Below are 16,461 nucleotides of genomic sequence, written 5' to 3'. Positions count from 1 at the left end.
CTGAAGAAAAACAGTAGCGTCGCAAAACTTGTTTGTCTGAGGTCCCGATGCCGCACTCCGCACGTCTGCTGAATCCAATTCTGATCGTTGGCTGTATCATCATTACAGTCAGTTTCGCGGTGCGCGCTTCGTTTGGGGTGTTCCAGATCCCGATCGCATCTGAGTTCGGCTGGCTGCGCACCGATTTCTCAATGGCCATTGCGATCCAGAATCTGGCCTGGGGGATCGGGCAGCCGATCTTTGGCGCCATCGCTGAAAAGATCGGCGACCGAAAGGCCATTGTGCTTGGCGCGCTGACTTATGCCGCTGGCATGGTGCTTTCAGCCTGGTCTATTACTCCGTTTGAACACCAAATCTACGCATGGTTGGTCGGGTTTGGCATTGCAGGGACCGGCTTCGGCGTGGTTCTTGCCGTGGTTGGGCGGGCATCCTCTGACGCGAACCGATCCATGTCTTTGGCCATCGTTACGGCTGCGGGCAGTTTCGGTCAGGTTTTGGGCGCGCCAACGGCCGAATGGATGCTGACCTTCCTGCCCTGGCATCAGGTCTATATCGTGTTCGCCGTCGCTATTCTCTGCCTCGTGCTGATCCTGCCCTTCATGCGTGCGCCTCAGCAAAGCAGTAAGGCCGAGCTGGAAGAAAGCATGGGTCAAATCTTGGGGCGTGCCCTCCGAGACCCGTCTTACACGCTGATCTCACTTGGCTTTTTCAGCTGTGGCTATCAGCTCGGCTTTATCACAGCTCACTTCCCAGCCTTCGTGACCGAGATGTGCGGCCCCATCCAGCCGGGTGGCGTCCTGCATTCGATAGGCATAACGACCACGTCCGCCTTGGGTGCGTTGTCCATTTCGCTGATCGGGCTGGCTAATATCGGCGGCACGCTTTTGGCAGGCTGGGCGGGGAACCACTTTCCCAAGAAATACTTGCTGGCCATCGTATATACGGCGCGCACGCTGGCTGCTGTCGTGTTCATCATGTTTCCGATCACCCCAATATCGGTCATCGTTTTTTCGTTGGCTATGGGCTCTCTCTGGCTGGCCACAATACCACTGACATCCGGTCTGGTCGCGCATCTCTACGGTCTGCGCTACATGGGTACGCTGTATGGAATTGTCTTCCTCAGCCACCAACTTGGGAGTTTCCTTGGCATCTGGCTGGGCGGGCGGATGTATGACGTCTATGGCGACTACACGATGGTTTGGTGGATCGGTATCGCCGTGGGCGCGTTCAGCGCGATAGTCCACTTGCCCATTCGCGAGAACCGAGGTCCAACCCCTGCGGCTGCATAGCTGGGCGCACCCGCAGCGCGGCACGCGCTGCCTAGCCCAACAGGCGAGGGCGCATCTTTGATGCGTCCTTGACTGACGGAAGGGTCAGCTGCGCTGCGCCGCTCGCAGTTCCCGCTCCAGAGCGTCCAAGAACCGCGAGCGATCGGCTTTTCCAAACGGTTTGCCGCCACCCCCTGCGCCCAGAGGGTTTGCAGCCCGAAGATCCGCCATCAGGTCGCGCATCGCCAGTTGCTGGCCGATATTGGCGGCCGTGAAAGCCTCACCGTTGGGCCTTAGCACACGGGCACCGGCCTCGACACACTTGGCGGCCAGCGGGATGTCCGAGGTGACCACGACATCGCCGGAACCGCAACGCTCGGCGATCCATTTGTCCGCCTCATCCGCGCCCTCGGCGACAATGACGACCTGCACTAGAGGGTTTGCCGATGGCCGCAACCCGCCATTCGACACCAGCGCCATGGGCACGTTGTGCCGGGTCGCGACCCGCTCAGCCTCGGCTTTGACTGGGCAGGCGTCCCCATCGACATAGAGCGTAGTCACGCTTTCTTCGCCTCTTTCTTTGCGGGTTCAACAGGCTTTTTCTTGACCTTGAACTCTTCAGGGATCGGCATCCGATTGAAGGCATCCAGACCCGCGATCTTATAGGCCTCGGCCAGCGTCGGATAGTTGAACGTGTTCTGTACGAAGTAATCCACGGTGCCTTTCAGATTCAGCACGGCCTGCGCGATATGTATCAACTCTGTCGCGCCTTCGCCCACGATCTGCACACCAAGCACCCGGCGGGTTTTCAAGGAAAACAGCATTTTTAACATGCCATGTTCCAACCCCATGATATGCCCACGCGAGGTTTCGCGGAATCGCGCCACGCCGACCTCGTAGGGAATACCGCGCTCCTGCAACTCTTCCTCGGACATGCCGCAAGTCGAGATTTCGGGCACGGAATAGATCCCGTAAGGATACCAAGGGCTTTCCGGCAAGGTTGGGGTTTCAAGCGCATGACAGGCTGCAACGCGTCCTTGTTGCAGAGAGGTCGAGGCTAGCGAAGGGTGCCCGATCACGTCTCCCGTAGCATAAACATGCGGCACTTCGGTCTGGTAAGTCTTGCGATCCACGCTGATCCGGTTGCGGTGATCGGTTTCCACGCCCACAGCCTTCAGATTCAGCGTCGAGGTCGCGCCCATCCGACCGGCAGCAAACAACAGCATCTCTGCCCGGACGTGACGACCGTTCTCTAGGGTGACCTCGACATGCTCGCCCGCATCTTCGATCTTTTCGACGGCCGAGCCGAGCCGAAGATCCACCCCATTTTCGCGAATCTGATGTGTGAAATCGTGGATCAGGCGTTTGTCGATGAAATCAAGGAAGGTGTCGCGCGGCTCGATCAGGGTGACGCGCACATCAAGGGCCGAAAACATGGTGGCGTATTCTACGCCAATCACCCCGGCACCGATCACGACCAGCGACCGAGGGATCTCGGCCATTTCAAGGAACTCATCGCCATCCACAACAGTTTTGCCGTTGAAAGGCACATAGTCCGGGCGATAGGTCTTTGTTCCGGTCGCAATCAGAAACTTTGCAGCGGTCAGGCGGGTTTTCTCACCGCTATCCGTCGCCACCTCGATCTCATGCGGGCCCGTGAACGAGGCCAGCCCGTTCAGAGTATCCACATGGTTTCGGTTGAACTGATGCTCCAGCACGTCAACTTCGTGGTCGAGCGTCATGTGAAGCCGGGCTTTCAGATCCTCGGCGCGAATCTGTTCCTTGACCCGGTAGGAGCGGCCATAAAAGCTGCGCTCGCGCCAACCCGAAAGGTTCAGCACGGTTTCACGCAGGGTTTTGGAAGGGATCGTGCCTGTATGTACGGATACGCCTCCGAAACGATCGTGCCGGTCGATCACCAGCACCCGGCGTTTCAGCTTGCCCGCCTGAATCGCCGCCGACCGGCCCGAGGGGCCAGACCCGATGATGATCAGGTCATAGTCATACTTGCTCATGCCTCAGTCTCCGTACAGCGCTTCGGCGTGGAAAGTGACGTGGTCTTCCATGAAGGTGGACACGAAGAAATACGAATGGTCATAGCCTGGTTGCAGACGATAGGTCGCCTGCTGGCGGCGCTCGGCGATGGCCGAAGCCAAAGTTTCGGGGCGCAGGAGGTCGATGAACTGGTCGTTGGCACCGGTGTCGATAAGAACAGGGCCGTCAAACCCGACCTCTTTCATCAGGAGCGAGGCGTCATGCTTGGCCCAAACGGCCTCATCATCGCCCAGATAGGCGCTCAGCTGTTTGCGACCCCAATCCGCGCCGGTCGGGTTCGAAATTGGCGCAAAGGCCGAGACCGAGCGATAGCGCCCCGGCAGGTTCATCGCCAGTGTCAGCGCACCATGCCCGCCCATCGAATGGCCGGTGATTGCCTGACGATCCATGTCGATGGCAAAATTCTCAGCGATCAACGCGGGCAGTTCCTCGGCCACATAGTCCCACATGTTGAAATGTGGGACCCACGGGGTTTGCGTTGCGTTGACGTAGAAACCCGCGCCCTGGCCAAGATCATAGTCTTCGTGGTCCGCGACGCCTTCGCCGCGGGGCGATGTGTCGGGGAACACGATGGCGATGCCCTGTTCGGCGGCCCAGGCCTGTGCACCGGCCTTGGTCATCGCGTTTTCATGGGTGCAGGTCAGGCCAGACAGGTACCACAGGACCGGAACGGGGCCGTCCATGGCCTCGGCAGGCAGGAACAGGCCAAAGGTCATATCGCATTGGCAGGTGGTCGAGGCATGGCGGTAGACACCTTGCACACCACCAAAACAGGCATTTTCCGAAAGGGTTTCCATCTGGTCGAGTCCTTAGTCTAGGGTCGCGCCATGGCTATCGCCCTAAGGACGCCGCGTAAAGTGCGGCAGTCACCCTGTGCATGACTTTTTGGTGGGGTTGCGCGCTCACAAAGCGGTAAGCCATCCGATGATCAGCGGAACCGTCAGAATACTGGCCGCCGTAGACAGCAGGATCGCCGCCGAGGCGCGATGAGGCGCAACACCGTAATGCGCGGCTAGCATGTAGACATTGCCCGCAACCGGTAGTGCAGCGGCGGCAATCGCAACCGTGGCAGAGAAGGTATCGACTGGAACCAGCCAAAGCAGGGCGACGGCGACACAGGCGGGGTGGACGATCAGCTTGCAAAAGCTCAGCCAGCCCGCGATTTGGATCCGCTCCGCCGATTTTCCGGCTAGCGAGGCGCCGATCGCGAACAGTGCTCCGGGCGTTGCGGCCCCACCTAATATGGTCAGAAAATCGTTCATCGGACCGGGAACCGGGATCGCCAGCGCCGACCAGATCAATCCGGCCGAGATCGATACGATCATCGGGTTCTTGAGCAACCCAAACCCGATCAGGCGCAGCGTTTTGACCGTTAGCTTTCCGTCCCGGCCGCCATTGATCAGGATTACAATGAGTGAGGAAAACACCACCAGATCCACCGCAAGTATCAGCATGACGGGTCCGATCGCGGCCTCGGACAGCAGCATAGCCAGCATGGGCAGGCCCAGAAAGCCGACATTGCCGATGGCGGCACACTGGGCCTCAACCGCGGCGGTGGGGATGTCGAGGCCCCGTATCCAAGCCACTAGCGACGCCAGAGCATAGACCGCCAGTGTGCCGATCAGATAACCGATGATCAGCCGCCCGTTGAAAATCTCAGCAAAGGGTAGGGTGGCGGCAAAGCGGAACAGCATGGCCGACAGGGCAAAGAAAAAGACGAATTTCGTCAGATAGGCGGTGGCTTCCTCTGTGAAGAACCGCGTGCGCCCGGCCCAGTAACCCAGGCCGATGATCACGAAGAAGGGAAGGGTGCGCAGAAAAATCTCGACCATGGGTACCCTCCTAGCATGGATTGCGCGACCTGCAAGTCACGGATCGAACGGCGTTTTGGGTGACGGCCCGTCAGAGAACACCAAGAATCCTTGTGTCTGAACAGATCGGTTTATAAATTCGATCCACAACCCGCTGAAGGAGCCATCATGACCCAATCCGCCACCATCCTGCGCACCGGCCGAAAATTCGACCAGGTTCTGCGCGGGGCCCGAGAAGTTTTTCTCGCGGATGGGTTCGAGGGGGCAAGTGTTGATGACATCGCGCGGGCGGCGGGTGTCTCGAAGGCGACACTATATAGCTATTTCCCCGACAAGCGCTTGCTGTTTATCGAGGTTGCGCAAACTGAGTGCCGCCGCATGGCTGAGCGTGTGATCTCGATGATCGACGAAACCAAACCCGTGCGTGAGGTTCTGACGATTACCGCGACGCAGTTGGTCAGCTTTTTCGTGTCGGACTTCAATCGCCAGATTTTCCGCGTTTGCGTGGCTGAACGGGATCGTTTCCCGGAACTTGGACGCGTCTTTTACGAAGCTGGGCCTCAGAACGGTCAACGCAAGATGGTCGAGTATCTGGAAAAGGCCGTCGCCAAGGGCGAATTGGTAATCGAGGACGTGACGATCGCAGCAGAACAATTCGCCGAGCTGTGCAAGGTGCGCCTCTGGCTGCGTGCCGCCTTTGGCATCCAGGAAGAGTTCACACAGGCTGAGATCGACGAGGTTGCCCTGCAAGCTGTCGACATGTTCATGGCCCGCTACGGGGTTTGACAAAGTGAAATGGCCTGCAGCCCCCTCTGCAGACCATTGCCACTGGTTAAAAAAATACTCGTTACCTGAGAACCCACTCACTCAATAAAAGTTTTGGCCAACCGGTCGCTGATTGGCTGTGACAGATAGGCGATCACGGCCCGCTCGCCGGTATTGACGAACAGATCAGCCGGCATGCCGGGCACCAGATCCAGCGCGATCACCGCGTCGGGCTGCTGGGCATCCAGTTTGACCCGCGCCTTGTAGTAGGGCTCACCCGTGCGTTCGTCTTCCAAAGCGTCGGCCGAGATGTCGAAGATCTTGCCGCTGGCCTCGGGGACGTCTGCCTCTGCAAATGCGGACAGACGAATTCGGGTGGACTGGCCGATCCGCAGTTTGTCGATATCACCGGTTTTGACCCGCGCCTCGACAATCAGCGCCTGATCCGCCGGGACAATGTCCATGATGTGTTCGCCCGGACGAATGACACCGCCCGTGGTCGAAGCCGCCAGATTGACGACCCGCCCGCTGGTCGGGGCCAACAGCTCGATCCGCTTGCGGCGCTCGGCGGTGCCTGCATATTGCGGGCGCACCAGATCAAGCTGCGCTTCGGCCACCGCAAGCTCTCCCGCGATTACCTCATCCCGCAGCTTTTGCTGGCTGATCAGCGTCAGTTCCAGCTCTCTAACTTGATTTTCAGCCTGCGCGATCTGGGTGCGCAGCGAAGCATCGACGCCGTAGAGACGCTGCAGCTCAATCTGACGCGAGCTGACACGGGTGGCCGCGACCAACCCTTTGTCCAGCAGGGTCTGTAGGCTGTCCAGTTCGGTTAGAGTTATCTCGATCTGGTTTTGGGTTCTGACACGCTGTTCGGCCAGCCCTTGGGCCTCATCCTTCAGGCCCGAAATCCGCTGCTCATTGATCCGAGTTTCGGTCTGGCGGGCGCGGGCTTCGGCGTCAAACAGCTGTTTCTGCGTCAGATAGGCGGAGGTCCAGTGCAGCCGCTCCATACCCGCCTGAAAACCAGCCATGGCCGAAGCTTCATCAAACCGGTCCTGACCGCTCATCTGTGTCAGCAGGCGGGCGCGGCGCACCGAAAGCTCACCCATCTGGCTGCCCAGCACGTTCAGGTCGACGTCGATATCGGTGCTGTCCAGCCGGATCAGAGGTTGACCGGCCTGAACGAAATCTCCGTCGGCAATCAGGATGTCGCGGATGATGCCGCCGTCCAGATGCTCGACCGTTTTGCGATCGCCTTCGACCACGAAGGAGGCAGGGGCAACCACCGCCCCGTCCAGTTTCGAGGCGAAGGCCCAGTAGGCGCTGCCTCCGACAAAGGCCAACAGGGTGATGACGCCAACCCAGACATAGCGTCCGATCCGGGGGGAGGCGTCCGAGATGTCGATGAACTCTGCCTCATTCAGCGACAACGCATTGCGAGAGGCGTTGTACGGGACAATCTGTGTCATTGGGCTGCTCCTGTGATTTGCGTTTCCGGGACGGGCTGAGGGGTCGGGCGGGTGCCCTTGCCTGAACTGTCCAGAACATTGCGGCGATTGACTTTCAGCACGTCATCCTTGTCGCCGAACTGGGTCTGGGACCCGTTGCGCATGACCATGACCTTGTTGGCGGCCTGCAAGGTTGCGGGGCGGTGAGTCATGACAATTGCGATGGAGCCGCGGGCCTGAGTGGCCAGAATGGCATCGCGCAAGGCCTGTTCCCCTTCGGCATCCAGATCCGAGTTCGGTTCGTCCAGCACCAGAACAAACGGGTCACCATAGAGCGCGCGGGCGAGGGCCAGACGCTGCCGCTGACCGCCGGACAGAAAGAACCCTTGACCAATGCGCGTTTCATAGCTGTCGGGCAGGGCGCTGATCATTTCGTGAATGCCAGCTTCCTGCGCGACGCGAAAAACCTCGGCGTCGTCGATGGCGACCGAGAAACGGGCGATGTTTTCGCGGATCGTACCGTCGAACAGCTCGACATCCTGCGGCAGGTAGCCGATCTGTTTGCCCAGATCCTCGGTGTTCCATTTCGACATTGGGCTGCCATCCAGCAGAACCTCGCCCCGTTGCGGGTGCCAGATCCCGGCCAGCATTTTGCCCAGCGTCGTCTTGCCCGAGCCGCTATGGCCAATGACAGCCAGAACGTCGCCTGCGGCCAGATCAAAGTCGATACCCCGAATGGTGGCATTGATCGCGCGCGGCGGACCGGCCTGAGCAATTTTCGCGTCCAACGTCTTGAAAGCGCGGGGCAGGTGCAGGTTGGGTGTTTCCTCGGCGAAGTCCTCTGTCAGCGCCTTGATCTTGGCGTAGGAACCGCGAGCGGCCAGAAAACCACGCCATTGGCCGATAAGCTGGTCAATCGGCGCCAGCGCCCGCGCCAATACGATGGTCGCGGCGATCATGACGCCTGCAGTGGATTCGCCCGTTATGGCAAGGGCTGCACCCAGACCCAGAATGGCCGATTGCAGGCCCATACGGATGGTCTTGGACAGGACCGAAAAGCCAGTGATACGGTCAGCCGCGCATGTTTTATGCGCGTGCGCGTCGATTTGCAGGGCGGTCCAGCGACGCACCAGATCGGATTTCATGCCCAGCGCGTGGACCAGTTCGGCATTACGATCCGAAGTCTTGAACAGCGCGTCCGAGCGTCCTCGGGCCTCGGCAGCGTTTCGCATCGGTTTCTGTGCGCGTGCGTTGTTGATCAGCGCCATGACGGTCAGGGTGACGGCTCCGGCCAGTCCCAGCAGACCCAGCAGCGGGTGCAGGACATAGAGGACCAGCAGGTATATCGGAATCCACGGCGCATCGAAAAAGGCTGTCAGGGTCGAGCCCGAGATGAACTCGCGAAATCCGTTGACGTCGTCGACCAGATTCTCGGCGCTCTGCGCTTTGCCCTGAACCCGGCGGCGCATGGCGGCCCCCAGAACGGGCGCACCGACGGCCATTTCGAACCGGGCGGCCAGGCGGCCCAGGATGCGCATCCGCATCAGGTCGAGACAGGCGATCACGACAAAGACGCCACCCAGCAGAAGGGTCAGCGCGATCAGCGTGTCGACATTCTGGCTGGTCAGGACCCGGTCGTAGACCTGCAGCATGTAAAGCGGCCCGGCCAGCATCAGCAGGTTGAGAAACAGGCTGAAGAAAGCGACAGCAACAAACCCTTTGCGCAACGAGGCCCATGCGGTTTGTACGGGGTTGGATTTCTGAAACATCGTCTTGCCCTTTTCCGGTTTGGCAAACTGGGCGGTGTGACCCGCCCAGTCCGTTTTCGATTAAGCGACGAAGTCGTCTTCGGTCAGGTCGGTGGTGTTGACGCCCGCCAGACGGACCGAGCCTTCGGTGCCGAACGAGATCACAACGTCGTTGCCATCCTGAGCGACATTCACAGCGCTGCCGAAATCGGGGCCGAAGTCACCGAATTGCAACTGGTCGAGGCCGACTTCGAAGTCCTGGATCACGTCGTTTCCGAAATTCGCGCCGAAGGTGAAGGTATCCGCACCTGCGCCACCGATCAGGATGTCATTGCCACCCTCACCCGAGATCAGGTCATCGCCGTCACCACCGCTGAGTTTGTTGTCGAGATCGCTGCCGATGATGATGTCTCCATCGTCGGACCCGATCACATTCTCAATCGACTGCAGAACATCGACCTCGATCTGGTTGTCGATGACGTCCTGACCGATGACACCCGTGCCGCCTGTGGCGTTCACGTCCAGAGTGGCACCCGCATCTACCAGCGTGTCCTGCACGACCGGGCCATTGTTGCCGGCCGGTGCGTTGTGCAGATGGATGGCCGAGACAACACCCGGGATCGGGGTGTTCAGGTCGGCCTCGCTCAGGCCCACAACGCTCAGCTCGCTGGAATAGGTCACTTCACCCGTGTGCAGGTTCTGCGTAATGACCACAGTCGCCTCGCCGGTGGCTTCGCTGTCCGAGGTCGGCCCCGGTTCCTGCGCCGCGTCCAGACCGCCGCTTAAGGTGACGGTGCGGATGCCATGCTCGGTCTCGACACTGTCCACCAGCAGCTGCCCGCGGATTTCACCACCGGGGAAGTCCGATGTGTGGATGTTGTAATACAGGTTGCCCTGAAGCGCCTGTTCCACAAAAGCTGCACCATTGGCGATGTTCGCGCCGAACTGACCGGGGGCAGAGACCACGGCGTCCTTGACCGAGACATTAAAGCCCGTATCGCGGGTTGAAGTGCCGTTGCCATTGGCGCCCAGGCGCACTTCGACCGCGACATCCAGATCCGAGAAATCGGCTGTGTCGATGCCGTCGCCACCGTCGATGAAGTCATTGCCCAGACCACCGGTCAGAACATTGTCCGCATCGCCTGCGATCAGAACGTCGTCGCCCGCGCCACCATCGATATTGCCGTTGGTGGTGCCCAGATCGACAAAGATGTCATCGCCAGCGCCCAGCAGGACGTTGCCGTTGATCACGCCTTCGTCGTCATTGACGATGGTCACGTCACCCGCATCCGAAGCGTCTATTGCATTGACCGTCCCGCGGATCTCACCTTCGTTCAGGATTGCCCCCAGAAGGTTCAGGCCACCGTCAACGCGGATACCTGCGGCTGCGTCCGAGGTCTCGGAGCCTGCGATCAGGCCTTCATTGACGACCACTCCGGCAAATCCGGCCTCGGACTGGCTGGTGAACAGGCGCAGGCCATCGCCGACCTGATTGCCCTCAACCGCGTCGCCGCGACCTTGCAGGGTGCCTTCGTTCAGAACCGCCGCCGACACGATATCGCCTTCGACATCGCCGGTTTGCAGCGACACGGCCGAGCCGTTGTTGCCCAGACCCGCATCAACCAGACCGGTGTTGTTGAAGGTATAGTTGTCGGCAGTGCCATCGGCATAAACGGTGCCATTGCGCTGGTTGCCGGTGCCCAGGATTTCGCCTTCGTTGACGACCTCAAGCCCTTCGCCATCGATGTTCACCGCACGGCTGTCCGACGTGACTGTTCCACGGTTCACAAACGAGCCGCCCGTGTGATCGCCGGTCCCGAAGTAGACGCCGTTTTGTACACCCGCGAAAACACCGCCTTCTTCGTTGACCAACTGGCCCTGGAAGTTGACGTTGTTCACAGCGCGGAACGCGCCAACGGTTCCGTTTGCACCTTCGGACAGCACATTGCCTGCGTTGGTGATGGAGCCGGTGAACGTGCCTGCGTTGCCGACATTGCCGATGCGGATACCGTCGCCTGCGGCATTGGTGCCCGCCGCCGCGTTGCCGCGACCCTGGATCAGACCGTCATTGTTCAGCGTGAACGCATTCTCACCTGCGATCTCGGCGCCAAAGCCCGAACCCTCATTGCCTTCACCCGCGTCGACGACTCCGGTTTCTTTGTTGTTGAAGGTGAAGTCTTGCGCAGTGCCATCAGCATAGACGGTGCCGTTGCGCTGGCTGTCGGTGCCGACGATCTCGCCTGCGTTGTTCACTTCCAACCCGATGCCGTCGATATTGAACGCGCGGCTGTCGGACGAGATCACCCCGGTTTCGAGGTTGTTGAACACACCACCGGTGTGATCCGCACCTTCACCGGCAACCGGGTTGCCGAAATAGACGCCGTTCTGAACGCCCGAAATCTGGCCCGAGTTGTTGAACTCACCCTGGAAGGACACACCGTTGACGAAACGCACACCGGCAACGGTGCCGTTTGCACCCTCCGAGTCGATAGTGCCCGAGTTGTTGATGACCGCATCGGTGACGCCAATGTTGCCCACATTGCCGACCCGGATACCGTCGCCTGCCGCGTTGGAGCCTGCCGCTGCATTACCGCGACCCTGAATGGTGCCGGCATTGTCCAGCGTGAACGAGGATGCGCCATCCGCAGTTCCGCCGATTTCAACGCCAAAGCCCGACCCTTCATTGCCTTCACCCGCGTCGATCGTGCCGGTGACCAGGTTGTCGACTGCGAAATCATCGGCGGTGCCGTCGGCATAGACGGTGCCGTTGCGCTGGCTGTCCGTGCCAAGGATATCGCCGCCGTTCACTAGGTTCACACCCGTGCCGTCGATATTCACCGCGCGGCTGTCGGATTGGATCGTGCCGAAGTTCAGAACATCCAGATCATGCGTGCCCTGACCGATGTAGAGCCCGTTTGCAGCACCTTCGATCACCCCGGTCGAGGTGTTCAGGATCTCGCCCTCGGCGCTTGCGCCATCTGCGATGCGGATACCGGCTGCGGTGCCTTGGGTGCTTTCTGATGTGATCAGCCCGCTGTTGAGGATCTCGGTCTCGAGGATCGTACCTTCGGCACCGTTGTTGATGCGGATACCGTCACCGGCCAGACCGGTGTTCGACGCCGCCTGACCACGGCCCTGAATGGTGCCGCCAAAGCCGTTGAATATATCGGTTTCCACACGGTCGCCAACCTCATCCCCGACCTGAAGCGAGATCCCGGCGCCCTGATTGCCCTCACCGGCATCCACGGTTCCCCCCGTGAAGTTCGAGATCGAGATATCCTCGGCGGTGCTGTTGGTGTAGATCGTGCCGTTGCGCTGATCTCCGGTGCCAAGGATGTCGCCGAAGTTGCGCACGTCAATGCCCTGGCCTTGAATGTCGACAGCGCGGCTGTCGGAGGAGATCACACCGCCACGGAAATTGTCCAGGCTGCCCGAGCTCTCGGGTCCTGCAAGCTGAACGCCGTTAAAGTCGCCCGAGATCTCACCAAAGTTGCGCACGGCGGCGCTGCCGGTGACCTGAACGCCGGTGGCCAGCGCATCGGGGCCGCTATTCGCCTCGATCACACCCGAGCGGAAATTGAACACGTCAACATCCTCGCCCTGCGCCTGAACGGCGGCGACGGCGTTGTTGGTGACAATCTCGCCAAAGTTCAGCAGGCGCGAAAAGTCATTGGCCAGAACAAAAGCGGGCGTGTCGTCGACGATCGTGTTCTGGAAGAAATTGTTGAAAAGGGTTTGGCCGTCACGTGTGGTCTCTTGCGCCAGTGTTGACGTGGTCAAGAGACGGGCGCGCAGGCTTTCTACGAATTGGGACAGCATGGGTCACTCCGTCTGGTTTGTTGCGTGGTGCAGGTGGCCCGTTCGATCGGGCAACCGACGCAACAAATCAGTAGGCCCCGCCCATTGTCGGCGGAAATTCATGGTCCAAATCGGGGGTATAACCAGCGCGAATAGTCACGAATTTCGTGAAGTCTTCGCAGGCGGCAGCCTTGATTTACAAGACGATGCGATGGGAAACCGCGGGTCGCTCACTTATTTGATGACGGTGTTTCACCTATTTGTGACGGGATGTGGGGGGCAAATCCTCCTCAAATCGCCGCGCGGCCTTCTGAAACAGGGGGGGCGCGCGTAGTGTCATAGGTACCTTGACCTATTTTTTTGTTCGAATTGCCCCGCCATGAACCTCAGAGACCTGGAATACGTCATTGCCATCGCCAAGCACGGCCAGTTCAGTCAGGCCGCTTCGGCTTGCAACGTGTCCCAGCCGGCGATGTCCAACCAGATCAAGAAACTCGAACAGGAGTTGGGGGTCGAGCTGTTCCTGCGTCTGAACAATGAGGTCCGCCCGACGGCCTGCGGCGCGCGGATCGTCGACATCGCAACAAGGATGCTGAATGACGCGCAAAAAATCCGTGACACAGCGACCGAGTTCCGCGACCCCGAGGCGGTGCCCTTCACCATCGGCATGACGCCCACGTTGGCCCCATATCTGACGCAGTATTTCTCAGAGCTGTTCAGCACTTTGTTTCCGCGCATGCGGGTGACAATGATCGAAGACCTGCCGCAAAACATGTTGCAGATGGTCGAAGACCACACTTTGGATCTGGCGCTGGTGGCCAAGATCAACAACAGCGACGCGCTGGATTTCACCTCTATCTGGTCCGAGCCTCTGTTTCTGGCGCTGCGCGAGGGGCATCCGCTGCATACTCTGCCCTCGATTTCTGCCGATGAGGTGCCAGTGCATGATTTCATCCGTTTGCCCCATAGCTTCGGCTATGCGCTGGAAGATCGGTTGCCCAAGCAGGATCCCTCCAGCCGTATCAGTAAGCGCTTTGATCTGACCGCGTTGCGGTTCGAGACAATCTGCCGTCATATCTGTCACTCTGACGATTGTACGATTGTTTCCGCCCTGGCGGCCGAGCAGTTCAAGCGGGACAACTGGCCGCTTTGCTTCATTCCGTTTGATGGGCCGGGGCACTTGCGTGATCTGGGGGCGGCGACGCGACCGAATTGCCCGCGCAAACCGATGTTGGCGCGGATCGGAGAATACATTCGCGAAAAACCCCCGATCGGAGTGATCCCGACCTATCAACCCGAGGAAGTTGATCCGCCGAAACAGCCAGCGACGGTCTGAGCGTTTTCGGCAAAGGGGTTAGTAGGTGGTCCGCATCTGGTAACCTTGATGGAAGGTCATTCTGACGAATGTGACCGGTTTGCTTTGGAACCATGTCGTGCGTTCCAGTTGGAACAACGGTGTGCCCGGTGGCACTGACAGAAAGTCCTGCAACTGCCCGGTGGCCGGAACCGCCGAGAAGGCGATCTCAGCGTTGGAAAAGGGAACCTCGGATAGCAGCCATTCATTGGGGCCGGCGGTCAGAAAGCTCTCATTCACCACGTGAGGTACGGCATCAACGCTGATCCAACGCTCTTCAAACTGAAAAGGGCGGTTGTCTGCGTGATGCATGCATTGAAGATGCAGGATTTGCGCGCCTTCCTGCAGGCCCAGCTTGGCTTGCAGCCACGCTGGGCAGTCGATCTGTGTGCGGCTGACAAGCGCATAGCGGTATTCGGCATTCATATCCTCGATCGTCTGGCGGACAACGGTGATCGGCAGTTTGGCCTGCTTGACCGGGGTCGTAACGACCCGGGTGCCGCCTTTGCGCTTACGAGTAATGATGCCCTGTTCCGCCAACTCTCGCAGCGCGCGGTTCACGGTGGCACGGGCGCAGCCGAACTCGGCGGCCAGTTCCAGCTCGGTCGGAAGTAAACTACCCTGAGGCCAGATGCGGCTTTGGATACGGTTGATCACCTCGTCTCGGATATCCTGAAAACCGATATTCTTCTGTTCCGTCACGATCTGATCCCGTTTCCTCAATAAGCTTATTCATAATATGTATCGCAGGCGACTCTCGCGTAAAGAGGATGCCGAGCGTTACAAGTGAGGCAATATCTCGGCTATGGCTTTTCTGTACCGCGTCACGATCTGGTCGCGTGCCACGTGATGCCCATCCTTGACCCTATGCCGCCCAGCCGACCAGAGGTCGGTCACCATTCCGTCCTGTGCGGCAAACACAAGCCCGTCCAGTAACTGGTCAGGTCGCAAAGCGCACAGCGCCGGGTCGCTGCTGTCGATGGCAACAAGGTCCGCCAAGGCGCCCTCGGCTATCTGCCCCGCGTTTCGGCCCAGCGCTTGCGCCCCACCCGTCGCGGCGCCGCAATAGAGGGTTTGCCCAACAGACCCTTCGCCAACCACCAGCACATTGCGCGACAGGTCGCGCAGGCGTTGAGAGTACTCCAGCGTCCGAAGCTCGTCGGTCAGTGAAATCCGCACGTTCGAATCCGATCCCACACCGAACACGCCGCCTGCGGTCAGATACGTCGCGCCATTGAACGGGCCGTCGCCCAGATTGGCTTCTGTGATTGGGCAAAGGCCTGCGACAGCGCCGGACGCCGCCAATGCGCGTGTCTCTTCATCGGTCATGTGTGTGGCGTGGATCAAGCACCACTGCCTGTCGACAGTGGCATTACCCAGCAGCCATTCGACCGGGCGCGCGCCCAGGCCAGCCTGCACCTGCGCAACCTCCTTGGGCTGCTCGGCTATGTGGATATGAACCAAACCGGTGTTATGGTTCAGCACTTCTTTCAGATCGGCGGGTGAGGTCGCGCGCAGGGAATGCGGGGCAATTCCCACCCGGACATCCTCTGGCAATGCGGCGCTGGCCGCTTTGGCCTCGTCCACCAGTCGCAGGAAACGTGTCACGTCGTTGCCGAACCGCTGTTGCCCGGGTTCCAAAGGCACTTCTCCGGCCCCGGCATAGGAGTAGAGGACGGGCAGATGCGTCAGGCCGATGCCTGTTTCGACGGCGGCGGCCATGATGCGGTCGGATAGCTCGGCCAGTCGTTCATAGGGCGTGCCACCGGGTTGATGGTGCAGATAGTGGAACTCTCCGACGGAGGCGAACCCGGCCTCCTGCATCTCCATATAGACAAGTGCGGCGATGGCCTGAATCTGATCGGGCGTCAGTTGCTCAGTGAAGCGATACATCACATCGCGCCACGTCCAGAAGCTGTCCCGCCCGGCGCGCCGGTATTCGGTCATCCCCGCCATGGCACGCTGAAAGGCATGGCTGTGCAGGTTGGCCAGCGCAGGCAACAGGGTGTCGACTGTGACATCTGCGTCTTGCGCTTTGGCGTCGGCTGTCACAGCGGCGATGTGCCCGTCTTTCAAATCCAGCCTGACATTTTCTGCCCAACCTGTGGGTAGCAATGCGCGCTTCGCGAAGATGGTCATTCGGCTCTCCATTTTATGGATAGACATAAAACACATTGGAATGTACTAGAAAAGAGAGAATTGCATCCGCTGCGA

General features: G+C 59.8%; 12 protein-coding genes. 3 read left to right on the top strand and 9 right to left on the bottom strand.

Annotated elements, in window-relative coordinates; all coding sequences use genetic code 11:
- Window positions 1-47: 47 nt before the first annotated feature.
- Window positions 48-1,289 (top strand): MFS transporter, encoded by a 1,242-nt coding sequence (locus ACRZ95_RS15555; RefSeq protein ID WP_170679865.1) that lies wholly within the window; start codon window positions 48-50, stop codon window positions 1,287-1,289.
- Between the two features lie 84 nt (window positions 1,290-1,373).
- On the opposite strand, the gene ACRZ95_RS15550 is transcribed toward ACRZ95_RS15555, so the two are convergent.
- The 4 genes from ACRZ95_RS15550 to ACRZ95_RS15535 all read right to left on the bottom strand — a co-directional run bounded on the left by ACRZ95_RS15550 (window position 1,374) and on the right by ACRZ95_RS15535 (window position 5,155).
- Window positions 1,374-1,829: a YaiI/YqxD family protein gene (locus tag ACRZ95_RS15550; protein ID WP_170679867.1), complete on the bottom strand. Its 456-nt coding sequence runs from the start codon at window positions 1,827-1,829 to the stop codon at window positions 1,374-1,376.
- Window positions 1,826-3,283 (bottom strand): Si-specific NAD(P)(+) transhydrogenase, encoded by a 1,458-nt coding sequence (gene sthA, locus ACRZ95_RS15545; protein WP_170377338.1) that lies wholly within the window; start codon window positions 3,281-3,283, stop codon window positions 1,826-1,828. The genes ACRZ95_RS15550 and sthA overlap by 4 nt, the downstream gene beginning before the upstream one ends.
- 3 nt (window positions 3,284-3,286) lie before the next feature.
- Window positions 3,287-4,120, bottom strand: coding sequence for an S-formylglutathione hydrolase (gene fghA / locus ACRZ95_RS15540; protein ID WP_480555182.1), 834 nt, complete (start codon window positions 4,118-4,120; stop codon window positions 3,287-3,289).
- Between the two features lie 105 nt (window positions 4,121-4,225).
- Window positions 4,226-5,155 carry an AEC family transporter gene (locus tag ACRZ95_RS15535; RefSeq protein ID WP_170679871.1) on the bottom strand — a complete coding sequence of 310 codons (930 nt, stop codon included), beginning with the start codon at window positions 5,153-5,155 and terminating at the stop codon, window positions 4,226-4,228.
- Between the two features lie 147 nt (window positions 5,156-5,302).
- Between ACRZ95_RS15535 and ACRZ95_RS15530 the strand changes: the two genes are divergently transcribed.
- Entirely contained in the window at window positions 5,303-5,920 is a 618-nt protein-coding gene (locus tag ACRZ95_RS15530) for a TetR/AcrR family transcriptional regulator (protein ID WP_170679873.1), read from the top strand.
- A 77-nt stretch (window positions 5,921-5,997) separates the two neighbouring features.
- Here ACRZ95_RS15530 and ACRZ95_RS15525 read toward each other — a convergent pair whose 3' ends face one another.
- From ACRZ95_RS15525 to ACRZ95_RS15515, 3 genes are read right to left on the bottom strand one after another with little or no spacing between them, the layout of a single operon-like run.
- A complete protein-coding gene (locus ACRZ95_RS15525) occupies window positions 5,998-7,368 on the bottom strand; it encodes an HlyD family type I secretion periplasmic adaptor subunit (RefSeq protein ID WP_170679875.1) in 1,371 nt (456 codons plus the stop codon).
- Window positions 7,365-9,116: a type I secretion system permease/ATPase gene (locus ACRZ95_RS15520; protein WP_170679877.1), complete on the bottom strand. Its 1,752-nt coding sequence runs from the start codon at window positions 9,114-9,116 to the stop codon at window positions 7,365-7,367. Before ACRZ95_RS15520 ends, ACRZ95_RS15525 begins: the two co-directional genes overlap by 4 nt.
- A gap of 60 nt (window positions 9,117-9,176) precedes the next feature.
- Window positions 9,177-12,914, bottom strand: a complete 3,738-nt coding sequence (locus ACRZ95_RS15515; protein WP_170679879.1) for a CHRD domain-containing protein — start codon at window positions 12,912-12,914, stop codon at window positions 9,177-9,179.
- A gap of 358 nt (window positions 12,915-13,272) precedes the next feature.
- Here ACRZ95_RS15515 and ACRZ95_RS15510 point away from each other — a divergent pair, with 358 nt between their 5' ends.
- On the top strand, window positions 13,273-14,229 hold the full coding sequence (locus tag ACRZ95_RS15510; protein ID WP_170679881.1) for a LysR substrate-binding domain-containing protein: 957 nt from the start codon (window positions 13,273-13,275) through the stop codon (window positions 14,227-14,229).
- Window positions 14,230-14,247: 18 nt separating this feature from the next.
- Here the strand turns inward: ACRZ95_RS15510 and ACRZ95_RS15505 are convergent, their stop codons facing one another.
- Window positions 14,248-14,949: a GntR family transcriptional regulator gene (locus tag ACRZ95_RS15505; protein WP_170679883.1), complete on the bottom strand. Its 702-nt coding sequence runs from the start codon at window positions 14,947-14,949 to the stop codon at window positions 14,248-14,250.
- Between the two features lie 78 nt (window positions 14,950-15,027).
- Entirely contained in the window at window positions 15,028-16,386 is a 1,359-nt protein-coding gene (locus ACRZ95_RS15500) for a formimidoylglutamate deiminase (RefSeq protein ID WP_170679885.1), read from the bottom strand.
- Window positions 16,387-16,461: the final 75 nt, after the last annotated feature.

The organism is Ruegeria sp. AI3 (genome assembly GCF_056541245.1).
Note: the sequence above shows the minus strand (reverse complement) of the source record. Positions and strands in the feature narration are given on the sequence as shown.